The organism is Staphylococcus sp. HMSC068C09 (assembly GCF_001813735.1).
In the GTDB taxonomy this organism is placed as follows: domain Bacteria; phylum Bacillota; class Bacilli; order Staphylococcales; family Staphylococcaceae; genus Staphylococcus; species Staphylococcus hominis.
On the sequence record NZ_KV813778.1, the window covers coordinates 48,425 to 60,207 of the forward strand.

Annotated in this window: 10 protein-coding genes and 1 pseudogene; 7 read left to right on the forward strand and 4 right to left on the reverse strand. The window is 32.3% G+C overall.

The window, feature by feature from the left end:
- Window positions 1-53 precede the first annotated feature (53 nt).
- On the forward strand, window positions 54-1,391 hold the full coding sequence (locus HMPREF2930_RS09745) for an aspartate aminotransferase family protein (protein WP_017175105.1): 1,338 nt from the start codon (window positions 54-56) through the stop codon (window positions 1,389-1,391).
- Window positions 1,392-1,519: 128 nt separating this feature from the next.
- Here HMPREF2930_RS09745 and HMPREF2930_RS09750 read toward each other — a convergent pair whose 3' ends face one another.
- Entirely contained in the window at window positions 1,520-2,971 is a 1,452-nt protein-coding gene (locus HMPREF2930_RS09750; protein ID WP_017175104.1) for an APC family permease, read from the reverse strand.
- Window positions 2,972-3,710: 739 nt separating this feature from the next.
- Here HMPREF2930_RS09750 and alsS point away from each other — a divergent pair.
- The 4 genes from alsS (at window position 3,711) to HMPREF2930_RS09770 (ending at window position 8,142) form a co-directional block, all read left to right on the forward strand.
- A complete protein-coding gene (alsS, locus tag HMPREF2930_RS09755) occupies window positions 3,711-5,375 on the forward strand; it encodes an acetolactate synthase AlsS (protein WP_017175103.1) in 1,665 nt (554 codons plus the stop codon).
- Window positions 5,376-5,404: 29 nt separating this feature from the next.
- On the forward strand, window positions 5,405-6,109 hold the full coding sequence (budA, locus tag HMPREF2930_RS09760; protein ID WP_002449310.1) for an acetolactate decarboxylase: 705 nt from the start codon (window positions 5,405-5,407) through the stop codon (window positions 6,107-6,109).
- 125 nt (window positions 6,110-6,234) lie between these two features.
- Window positions 6,235-7,167: a zinc ribbon domain-containing protein gene (locus tag HMPREF2930_RS09765; protein WP_017175102.1), complete on the forward strand. Its 933-nt coding sequence runs from the start codon at window positions 6,235-6,237 to the stop codon at window positions 7,165-7,167.
- A 258-nt stretch (window positions 7,168-7,425) separates the two neighbouring features.
- Window positions 7,426-8,142, forward strand: a complete 717-nt coding sequence (locus HMPREF2930_RS09770) for an epoxyqueuosine reductase QueH (protein WP_017175101.1) — start codon at window positions 7,426-7,428, stop codon at window positions 8,140-8,142.
- Between the two features lie 52 nt (window positions 8,143-8,194).
- Here the strand turns inward: HMPREF2930_RS09770 and HMPREF2930_RS09775 are convergent, their stop codons facing one another.
- Both HMPREF2930_RS09775 and HMPREF2930_RS09780 read right to left on the reverse strand, forming a co-directional pair.
- Window positions 8,195-8,470, reverse strand: coding sequence for a hypothetical protein (locus HMPREF2930_RS09775; protein WP_017175100.1), 276 nt, complete (start codon window positions 8,468-8,470; stop codon window positions 8,195-8,197).
- A 71-nt stretch (window positions 8,471-8,541) separates the two neighbouring features.
- Complete coding sequence (locus tag HMPREF2930_RS09780) at window positions 8,542-9,612, reverse strand: quinone-dependent dihydroorotate dehydrogenase (protein ID WP_017175099.1); 1,071 nt, start codon at window positions 9,610-9,612, stop codon at window positions 8,542-8,544.
- 225 nt (window positions 9,613-9,837) lie between these two features.
- Between HMPREF2930_RS09780 and HMPREF2930_RS09785 the strand changes: the two genes are divergently transcribed.
- The gene (locus HMPREF2930_RS09785; RefSeq protein ID WP_017175098.1) at window positions 9,838-10,692 is read left to right on the forward strand and encodes a fructosamine kinase family protein; all 855 of its coding nucleotides are present in this window, start codon (window positions 9,838-9,840) and stop codon (window positions 10,690-10,692) included.
- 52 nt (window positions 10,693-10,744) lie between these two features.
- A pseudogene (locus HMPREF2930_RS09790) lies at window positions 10,745-10,918 on the forward strand (VOC family protein); the annotation flags it as partial.
- A gap of 91 nt (window positions 10,919-11,009) precedes the next feature.
- On the opposite strand, the gene HMPREF2930_RS09795 reads toward HMPREF2930_RS09790, so the two are convergent.
- A partial coding sequence (locus HMPREF2930_RS09795) for a DMT family transporter (RefSeq protein ID WP_070597394.1) occupies window positions 11,010-11,783 on the reverse strand: 774 nt, incomplete at its 5' end.

Here is an 11,783-nt window from a genome sequence, read left to right on the forward strand (position 1 = left end):
AATAAAGAAAGTTAGATATAAGTTGTTGATACTTTGGGAGAGGATGAGTCAATTTGAGTAAAGCAGAGGATATGATAAAAGAAGAGAGCAAGTATTTTGCTACTTCAGGACGTATAAAATATTATCCATTAGTGATTGATCATGGATATGGAGCAACTTTAGTAGATATAGATGGAAAAGAATACATCGATTTGTTAGCTAGTGCAAGCTCACAAAATGTGGGTCATGCACCACAACAGGTAGCAGAGGCGATTAAAAAGCAAGTAGATAAATTTATTCATTATACCCCCGCATATATGTATCACGAGCCTTTAGTGAAACTGTCTAAAAAGTTATGCGATATTGCGCCAGGTGATTATGAAAAACGTGTCACATTTGGTTTGAGTGGTTCGGATGCGAATGATGGTATTATCAAATTTGCACGTGCTTATACGGGACGACCCTATATTATCAGCTTTACAAATGCTTATCATGGCTCTACATTTGGAGCGTTATCAATGTCGGCTATCAGTTTAAATATGCGTAAACATTATGGCCCTTTATTAAATGGTTTTTATCATATTCCATTTCCAGATAAATACAGAGGGATGTTTGAACAATCTAAATCAAACACTGTTGAAGAATATTTAGCGCCATTGAAAGAGATGTTTGCTAAATATGTTCCAGCTGAGGAAGTAGCTTGTATTGTGTTAGAAACGATTCAAGGAGATGGTGGACTATTAGAACCAGTAGAAGGCTATTTTGAAGCACTTGAAGCGTTATGTCGAGAATACGGTATTTTAATTGCTGTTGATGATATCCAACAAGGATTAGGTCGTACAGGTTCTTGGAGCTCTGTGGACCACTTTAACTTTACACCAGACCTCATTACATTTGGTAAATCATTAGCAGGTGGATTACCAATGTCAGCGATTGTGGGTCGAAAAGAAATTATTGAAAGTCTTGAAGCACCAGCACATCTATTTACGACAGGGGCAAATCCAGTAAGTTGTGAAGCGGCTCTTGCTACGATTGAAATGATAGAAAACGACGACTTACTAACAGCTAGTTCTGAAAAAGGAAACTACGTGCGTCAACGTATGAATCAATGGGTAGATCAATACGATTACGTAGGAGATGTGCGCGGTATTGGGTTATCTATTGGAATTGATATTGTTAAAGACAAACAGTCAAAAGAAAGAGCTGCTGAAGAAGCATTGAAAATTTGTAATTACTGTTTTGAACATGGTGTAGTGATTATTGCAGTTGCTGGGAACGTCTTACGTTTTCAACCGCCACTCGTTATTACTTATGAACAGTTAGATAAAGCGTTAGATATTATTGAAGAAGCGCTTCAAGCACTACAAGATGGTAATTTAAATCAATATAGTATAGAAGGACAAGGTTGGTAAAATATATTAAAAGAGCAAGAAAAGACATTAAGTGAATGTCTTTTCTTGCTCTTTTTCAGTATACTCCCCTTAAAAAACAATTGAATGTTTCTTAAGGGGATATGAGAAATATAAGTTAGTTCATTATCTTAATCTTTTGGTACGACATAATCATCTTCATCATTCTTTTTAGAATGTTTAATACCATAGAGTACATAAATAACAATACCAACTAAGAACCAGATTAATGTATAAAGTTTAGCTTCAAAACTTAATCCCCAGAATACAAGCAAGACTAATAAAAAGGTAATGACAGGTAATACAGGGAAGAATGGCACTTTAAATGCTGGAACTGGTAAATCTTTGCCTTCACGTTTTCTTAAACTATACATTGCAATAGATACAAACATAAATGCAATTAATGTACCTGCTGAAATTAATTGAGCTAAGAAAGCAAATGGGAACATTGAACCAATTAAAACACCGATAACAGTGAGAATAACAAGCGCTCTATTAGGTAAATGTTTATCATTTAATTTGGCTAACCAAGAAGGTAATAATCCGTCACGACCAAATGAATAAAGTAAACGTGAACCAGCTAACATCATACCGATTAATGCTGTAAACATACCGATGACTGAAATAGCTTGAACTACTGCTGCTACTACACCATGTCCACTTTGACGAAGTGCCCAACCTACAGGTTCAGCATTCCCAGCATATTTTGAATAATGGAACATACCAACTAATACTAAAGCTACAGCTACGAATAAAACAATCGCAATGATTAATGAACCTAAAATACCACGAGGCATCGTTTTTTGCGGATTAATAGCTTCAGCTGAGTTGGCAGCAATTGAATCAAATCCTATGTATGCCAAGAAAATCATTGATACACCCGCATAAATACCTTGCCATCCACCAAAATCACCAGTTTCAGTGACTTTATGCTCAGGAATAAATGGAACATAGTTACTTGCTTGAATTGCTGTTAATCCAACAATAACGAATAAAACAATCGCTAGAACTTTTAAAATAACAAGAATATTTTCGATACGAGCAGCTTCACTCATACCACGAGATAATAATAATGCAGTTAAAATAATAACAATTGCTGCAACTAAGTCTATAATTCCTCCATTTGCACCAAAAGGGTTAGATAAAGACTTAGGTAACGCAATACCTAAAGGAGACACAAGTCCTCTTAAATTGGCTGAAAAACCAGAAGCTACAAAGGCAACGGCAATAAAGTATTCGGCAAGTAATGCCCAACCAGCTACCCATCCAAAGAATTCACCAAATAAAACGTTAATCCAAGAATATGCAGAACCAGCAAAAGGCATGGCTGCAGCCATTTCAGCATATGAAAATGCAACTAAACCAGCAACAATTGCAGCTAATAAGAAAGATAAAGCTACGGCTGGACCAGCATGCTCTGCTGCTACTACACCAGGTAGTGTGAAAATCGATGTTGATACAATAGTACCTACACCTAATGCAAGAAAATCTTTAACACGTAACGTACGTTTTAAATGTCCATCTTTACTTTGATAGATAGTGGGATCTTCTTTTCTAGTAAAATTTTTGAAAAAACTGGCCATAATTATAAACCTCCACTAATAAGTTTAAAATTTAATGAATTAGCTTGTTAGCTATATAACATTTATTATCATAGCATAAAAGAACGGTATTTTGTCTAAAATTTCTGAAAATTTCAAGTTTTCTTACTTTTAATCAAACAAGAATACATAACTAGAAAATTTAAATGATAGATTTGATTATATCAGATAAATCTAAAATAAAAACAACAAAAAAGAGTATATTTACTCCAAAAATATAAAAAGTAGTAATTATATCAATATTGGCACTATAATGATAGAAGACAAGTCAAGTCATTAGACCTTTTTAATTGTGTCATTTTACAATGGTTAAAGTATATTGACCTATTCCAATATGGAATGGTTACTATCGAAAATATGTATTTTATTAATGTTTCGATGCGTACTATAATAAGAAACGTAATAAAGTTACAACGTATTCAAATGTTCTAATAAGTATGTCTTACTATCATTCCCTTAAACATGACATATATAATAGAAAACTCCCATCTCATATTTGAATATGTCTAATTAACTGAGGTTACACTTCAACTTTAAAAATTGAAGTTATTTAAATATAAAGAAGCCGCAATTAACATGTGACTAAGTCTTTCCCTCTTTTTCCCTAAAAAAATAGACATGTGTGTGGCTTCTTTTTAATTGGGTATAAAAAAATAGAAAAGTAATTTTGAAATAAAAAATTTAAATTACAAATGTAAACTTGAAAGGATATGAATATAAAATGGCTAAAGAAAACTATTCTGCTGCAGATATGGTCATTGATACTTTAAAAAATAATAATGTGGATTATGTATTTGGTATTCCAGGTGCAAAAATCGACTATTTATTCGATGCATTAGAAGATGATGGTCCAGAACTTATCGTTACACGTCATGAACAAAATGCTGCAATGATGGCACAAGGCATTGGACGTTTAACAGGTAAACCTGGTGTTGCATTAGTAACAAGTGGTCCAGGGGTAAGTAACTTAACAACTGGATTATTAACAGCTACTTCAGAAGGTGACCCTGTATTAGCAATCGGTGGTCAAGTTAAACGAAATGATTTATTACGTCTTACTCACCAAGCTGTAGATAATGCTGCGTTACTAAAATCATCAACTAAATATAGTGCAGAGGTTCAAGATCCTGAATCATTATCTGAAGTTATGACAAATGCAATCCGCACTGCAACTTCTGGTAAAAATGGTGCAAGTTTCATTAGTATTCCACAAGACGTTATTTCATCTCAAGTGCAAAGTAAAGCAATCGACTTACCAGAAAAACCTCATTTAGGCGTACCAACAGATGAAGAAGTGAATGAAGTGCTTCAAGCAATTAAAGATGCTAAATTCCCTGTATTACTTGCAGGTATGAGAAGTTCTAGTGAAAAAGAAACAGAAGCAATTCGTAAATTTGTTGAAAAAACAAGCTTACCTGTTGTAGAAACTTTCCAAGGTGCTGGTGTAATTAGTCGTGAATTAGAAGACCATTTCTTTGGTCGTGTTGGTTTATTCCGTAACCAAGTGGGTGACGAATTACTAAGAAAAGCTGACTTAGTAGTTGCAATCGGTTATGATCCAATTGAATACGAAGCAAGTAACTGGAATAAAGAATTAGATACTGAAATTATCTCAATTGACGAAGTGCATGCTGAAATTACAAATTACTTACGTCCTAAAAAAGAATTAGTAGGTAATATTGCAGGTACAATTCAAATGATGTCAGAAAAAGTATCTGAACCAATTATTGATCAAAAACATTTAGATGACTTAGAAGAATTAAGAGCAAATATTATCGAAGCTACTGGCATTAAATATGAACATGAAGACGGTATTTTACATCCAGTAGAAATTATCAATACAATGCAAAAAACGTTAACTGATGATACAACTGTTACAGTAGACGTAGGTAGTCACTATATTTGGATGGCTCGTAAATTTAGAAGTTACAATCCAAGACATTTATTATTCAGTAACGGTATGCAAACTTTAGGTGTTGCGTTACCATGGGCTATAGCAGCTGCATTAGTACGTCCAAACACACAAGTTGTATCAGTTGCTGGTGATGGTGGTTTCTTATTCTCAGGTCAAGATTTAGAAACTGCTGTACGTAAAAAATTAAATATCATTCAATTAATTTGGAATGATGGTAAATACAACATGGTTGAATTCCAAGAAGAAATGAAATATAAACGTGCAGCTGGTGTAGCATTTGGTCCAGTAGATTATGTTAAATATGCAGAGTCATTTGGTGCGAAAGGTATTCGAGTAACAAGCCCAGAAGAACTTGAAGCTGCAATTAAAGAAGGTTACGAAACAGAAGGACCTGTTTTAATTGATATTCCAGTAAATTATAAAGATAATATTAAATTATCAACAAATATGTTACCAGATTCTTTAAATTAATTTTCTAAAAAATAGGAGTGAATATTAATATGGGTCACGTATTATATCAACATGGTACATTAGGTACATTGATGGCAGGTTTATTAGAAGGAACTGCCACAATCGATGAATTATTAAAACATGGTGATTCAGGACTAGCAACACTTACAGGTTCAGACGGTGAAGTTATCTTCATTAATGGAGAAGCTTACCATGCAAATGAAAAAAAAGAATTCGTTAAACTTAAAGGTGATGAATTAACACCTTTTGCAACAATTACTAAATTTGAAGCAGATGAATCTTATGAAACTTCTAATAAAGATTCTGAAACAGTATTAAATGAAGTAAAAGAACATATGTTAAGTGATAATTTATTCTCAGCAGTAAAAATCACTGGTAAATTTAAAAAAATGCATGTTCGTATGATGCCAAAACAAGAACCACCATATACAAGATTAATTGATTCAGCACGTAGACAACCTGAAGAAACTCAGGAAGATGTTAACGGTACAGTGATTGGCTTCTTTACACCTGAATTATTCCATGGTATTGGTTCTGGTGGTTTCCATATTCATTTCGCCAACGATGATCGTAATTTCGGCGGACACATTTTAGATTTTGAAGTAGATGATGTAAAAGTTGAAATTCAAAACTTTGAAACATTTGAACAACACTTCCCAATCGATAATAAAACATTCACTAATACTGAAATTGATTATGCAGATATCGATGCAGAAATTAGAGAAGCTGAATAATATATCATCATTAGAGTTCGAATCTTTTAAGATTCGAACTTTTTTATTTCATTAAAATAATATTTTAAGCAATTCAATTTAATGGTATAATGAGTTCGAATTTTATGTTTATGGAGGTATATAGGATGCAATGTCCAAATTGTGGTCAGTCATATCAACAAGGAGATTTATTTTGTGGAGAATGTGGAACGAAATTAGATCAGATTACACCATCTACAACAACACCAGAATCATTAAACTTGGATAGTCATATAAACAAAAGTGTAAATCACTCTACTTCAAGTTCTGTTACTTCGCCAAATGCTATATCAAAAGAACAGCCTACAGTGAATCAATACAACAATATTGAGTCATCTCAAACGCAAGATGCACCTGATTATACATCTTATCAACAACGTTATGGTAATCCTAGTGCTTCAAGTCAAAAAGTTAAATCTGTTGTCGAAGAAAGTAAAAAATTCTTTAAACAAGTGTTTAAACGGCATGATACAATCATTGAGAGTCATCATTCATTTAGTTACTCATTATTAGCTTCATTAGTGATAGTGGGCTTATTAATTTTAGGATTTTTTATTCATTTTATGATTGAAGATAGTTTTGGTTATATCGTTTCAGGAGTATTTACTATTGTTCTAAGAGTAATACTAGGCATCGCTATTGCTATAGCTATTCTTTTCTTTATTACTTATGGAGTGATACGTTTAACTGTACTTCAACCTTTTCAAATTAAAAAAGTTTTGTCAGACTTTATTTTAACGAATACATTATCAGTGCTTATACTTTTGTTAGGATTTATTTCACTATTTTTAAAACTTTATATTTTAAGTGGGGTATTAGGAGTATTTTCGATTATCTTATTATTCACATCATGTATATATTTAATTGCTAAATATAGTGTAAATAGAAAATTACGTATCCCTAGTTTTTACGGTGTTATCATATTTTTCGTTATTATTGGATTTGCATTACATTTATTTGGATCATCGTTAATTAGTCAATTCGATGATTTCGGAGTACTACGTAGATTATTTGGAAGAGGTTTTAGTGGCTTATTGTAAGCATTATGGAAGTAAATTTGTTCCAATTTAAAATGTATGTACTCAATGTGATACGCGTGTCATTAATGAATTTAAGTAATCACCATCTTTAAGAAATAATATAAAAAATACATAGGGCAATAAAAATTTTCAAAGAAATAGAAGATGAGGCTATTAAAAAAGTTCAAGATATAGTAAGTCGATAATATCTGATATATTTTTATTGTATAAGTCTCAAACTAAAAATAATATATAATATTTTATAAGGAGAATTGAGAAATGTTAAATGCTGAACCTATGATTAAGAAGATGAAAAATCAAAAAATCAATTATGATAGGGTGTTGAAAAAACTGATTAATCAATGGGAGCGTGAAGGCGTTCGCCCTAAAATTTTATTACATAGTTGTTGTGCACCTTGTAGCACATATACATTAGAATATCTATCTCAGTATGCAGATATTGCTATTTATTTTGCTAATCCTAACATTCATCCTAAAAATGAATACTTAAGACGTGCCAAAGTCCAAGCACAATTTGTAAAAGATTTTAATGAGAAGACTGGATATTCGGTAAAATATATTGAAGCTGATTATCAGCCATATGAATTCATGAAGATGGCGAAATCGCGTGGTCTTACTGAAGAACCTGAAGGTGGAAAACGTTGTACAGCGTGTTTTGAGATGCGTTTAGAGCTTGTCGCAGAAGCAGCAGTGAAGTATGGATATGATTATTTCGGTAGTGCATTAACATTATCTCCTAAAAAGAATGCTCAATTAATTAACGAACTCGGTATGGAAGTTCAACGATTATACAATACATATTATTTACCTAGTGATTTTAAGAAAAATAAAGGTTACGAACGGTCTATAGAAATGTGTAATGATTATAATATATTTAGACAATGTTATTGCGGATGTGTATTTGCAGCGATGGAACAAGGTATTGATTTTAAAAAAATTAATCGAGAAGCTAAAGCATTTTTAGAACAATTTTAAAAGGAGTAAGAGAGAATGAGTTAACCATTCTTTCTTACTCCTTCGCTTTTAGTTATAACGTACGATGAATAAAACGCACAATAGCTAAAATAGCAATAACAAGGGCAGATAGTAGTCCAGCAATTTTTATACCTTTCTTCTCTTTTTCAGGTTCAGGATCTTTATTTTCCATCATTTCTAATAGTTCACGTTCAATTTCAAGATCCAAAGCTGTTTTCTTTTCACCATTGTAACCGATACTATTATCGTATTCTTGAGAAGATTTGGCATCTTCAATGTTATTCTTATCTTTAGTTTGTGACTTTGTTTGTTTATCTTCTATAGTCATCAACATACCCTCCGATAGTACGTGCTACGTGTAATATTAGTATAGTACACTTTATCGTTTAGTGAAATATTTTAACGTCTAGCATCTAGTCCAATAATCTCACTAATATGACTATAATGGTTTGCTTTTAAATATTTAGCAATATCTCGATTAATCTTTTTAGTTAAACCAGGGCCTTCTATCACGAGGGATGAGTAGATTTGTACAAGTGACGCACCATTTCGCATCATTTGAATAGTATCTTGTGCACTAAAAATACCACCTGTACCAATGATTAAAAATTCGCCATTCGTTTGTTGATAAGCCCATTTTACAAGTTCTAAATTACGTTTAAATAAAGGTCGACCACTTAATCCTCCGTCTTCTACTTTATTTGGAGAAGATAATCCATCACGTTGACGTGTGGTATTGGCTAAAATCATACCATCAAAGGTTTCTGTAATTTGAGGTAAAATAGTTTTAAAACCTTCAAGTTCTAAATCTGAAGTTAGCTTTAAAAAGATTGGGACATTCACTTCGTGTTGTGCTTTATAATCTATTAAAGCATGACATAACATTGAAAATTCATCTTTATCATGGAAACTTTGTAAGTTTTCAGTATTAGGTGAGCTAATATTCACAGTGAAAAATGATACATCTGCTTTAAACGCATCGATGACTTTAATATAATCTTGATAACGCTCTTCGTAAGGTGTCGTTTTATTAACGCCCACATTTAAACCTACAGGAATAGTGTAAGCATGACGTCTTAAATTCCATAAAGCTTTATTCATCCCCATATTATTAAAGCCCATACGATTGATTAAGGCATCATCTTCAAGTAAGCGATACATACGCGGTTTAGGATTGCCATCTTGTGGTTTAGGTGTAATGCCACCAAGTTCAAGAGCACCGAAACCAGCATTTTCAAGTGCTTTAGGCACTTCACATGATTTATCAAAACCAGCAGCTAAACCAACTGGATTTTTAAATGTTATCCCTTTAATGTTTTGTGAAAGAGAGGGGTGTTCATATGTAAATAATTTATTTACAAAAGGTAGTAAAAAAGCGTTTTTCTGAGTGAATTTTAAGGCATCTACTGTTAATCCATGTGCCTTTTCAGGTTCGATTTTGAATAAAAGAGGTTTAATTAATTTGTACATAATAATGCTCCATTTCATTGTATTTGAGGCTTACGATCCTCATTTAATATCATTGAAAAAACATTCCTTTAATAGACTAGCACGTTCGATTAAAAATGAATAGTCAAATTTGAAAGTGTTTGAAAAATTGCCTAACTTTAAATCATTTTGGAATGACAAAGGTTAAAGCACATCCATTTAGGTAATAGAATAGTAGATAAAGAATTGGACTAAGGAGGATAATTAATGAAATCAGATTGGAAAAATCAATTACCTTTAGAGGGTATTCAAGATATTTCACCAGTAAGCGGTGGAGATGTAAATGAAGCATTTAAAATTACAACAAACGATGATATATATTTTTTATTAGTTCAAAGAAATCGTAAACCCTCTTTCTACGCTGCCGAAATGGCTGGACTAGAAGCATTTGAAAAAGCAGATATTACAGCACCAAGAGTGATTGAAAATGGCGAAATTAATGGCGATGCGTATCTATTACTCAGTTATTTAGAAGAAGGCGGTAAAGGAAGTCAAAAAGAATTAGGACAACTTGTAGCCAAAATGCATAGTCATCAACAGTCAGAAGGTAAGTTTGGATTCGAGTTACCTTATGAAGGGGCTGATGTCTCATTTGATAATACATGGTCAGAGTCTTGGAGTGAAATTTTTGTAGAACGCCGTATGGATCATTTAAGGGATGAACTATTACGTAAAAATTTATGGAATGAAGAAGATAATAAAGTATACGAACAAGTACGTTCTGTTATGATTAATGAATTAGAAAATCATAATAGCAAACCGTCTCTTTTACACGGTGATTTATGGGGCGGTAATTATATGTTTTTAAAAGATGGGCGTCCCGCTTTATTTGATCCAGCGCCGTTATATGGAGATAGAGAATTTGATCTAGGTATCACTACTGTCTTCGGTGGATTTACACAAGAGTTTTATAATGAATATGAAAAGCATTATCCTTTAGGAAAAGGAGCAGAAAAACGCTTAGAGTTCTATAGATTATATTTATTCATGGTGCATTTAGTTAAATTTGGTGGTATGTATGCAAGTAGTGTGAATCGTTCAATGGATCACATATTGGCCTAATAAAATACTTCGGGTTAAGTCGTCTTAATCCGAAGTTGTTTCTTTCGTCTTTAATGAAGTGATTATATCATTAGGTGTTAAAACTAATAATGAAGTGGATGAATTAATGCATAAAGTGGAAGCATTAGGTGGTAAGGTGATTGATGAACCTAAGACTTCTCAAGGTTATTACGGTGCAACATTTGCTGATCCAGATGGACATAAATATAATTTCTTAGTTTGTTAGTTCAATTAATTTTATAAAATACGCCAATTAATATACGCCCCAAAGTTAGAATGAGATCTAATGGTGGGGCGCATTTTTAATGAAAAAGTTATCATGAAGACGTTTTTTTATCTTTATATAGATTCATATAAATAATAGAAATAATGATTAAAATCGCGCCGGTTATGAATTTAGGCGTTAATGGTAAAGGGAAAAACGGGAAAGAAAATATAAACACAAATATAGGATTGAGGGTTCTTATAATATTCGCTTCACGAAACGAAATGTATTTCAAACCTTCATAAAATAATAAAAGTCCTATTACGCCACTACACAAAGCAGAAAGTAAAATAGAGAACAAGCCTATGCTTATATGTATGGTATGTAAATGATTAGTCACAATTAATATGATACCTAGCAACAAAGTAGAAGTCGCCTGATTGTATAGTAAGATGGTTTTAGAATCAATGTCTTTGACGGTCTTTTTAGCTAACATATTCGTTAGCGCAAAAAAGAATGTATAAGATAGGGTGACAATCACACCTAATATACTGTTAAAATCACCTGAAAAATGAGTAATCAAGAATGAACCTATAACAGCAAAAATTATAGGAAGGGTATCGTTTTTGCACAACGTTTCATTTAGAAAGAGCACTGAAAGAAACAACGCAAATATAATATAAAATCTTCCTAATAATCCAACACTAACTGGATCTAACAAACTTAAACTTACATATTGGAGTAAAATACCTATTGTATTAGTAATACCTAAGAGCCATATAAATTTGTTATGATAGATTTTTATTTTACTTTTATCGAGTAATACAGTTATTAATAATATTAAAGTTGAAAACAAAGCATTAAAAAAACTTGCTTGAATAGGTGA

Coding starts and splice junctions, on each gene's coding strand:
- HMPREF2930_RS09750 (WP_017175104.1), bottom strand. CDS start 2,971: ATGGCCAGTTTTTTCAAAAATTTTACTAGAAAAGAAGATCCCACTATC.
- alsS (WP_017175103.1), top strand. CDS start 3,711: ATGGCTAAAGAAAACTATTCTGCTGCAGATATGGTCATTGATACTTTA.
- budA (WP_002449310.1), top strand. CDS start 5,405: ATGGGTCACGTATTATATCAACATGGTACATTAGGTACATTGATGGCA.
- HMPREF2930_RS09765 (WP_017175102.1), top strand. CDS start 6,235: ATGCAATGTCCAAATTGTGGTCAGTCATATCAACAAGGAGATTTATTT.
- HMPREF2930_RS09770 (WP_017175101.1), top strand. CDS start 7,426: ATGTTAAATGCTGAACCTATGATTAAGAAGATGAAAAATCAAAAAATC.
- HMPREF2930_RS09775 (WP_017175100.1), bottom strand. CDS start 8,470: ATGACTATAGAAGATAAACAAACAAAGTCACAAACTAAAGATAAGAAT.
- HMPREF2930_RS09780 (WP_017175099.1), bottom strand. CDS start 9,612: ATGTACAAATTAATTAAACCTCTTTTATTCAAAATCGAACCTGAAAAG.
- HMPREF2930_RS09785 (WP_017175098.1), top strand. CDS start 9,838: ATGAAATCAGATTGGAAAAATCAATTACCTTTAGAGGGTATTCAAGAT.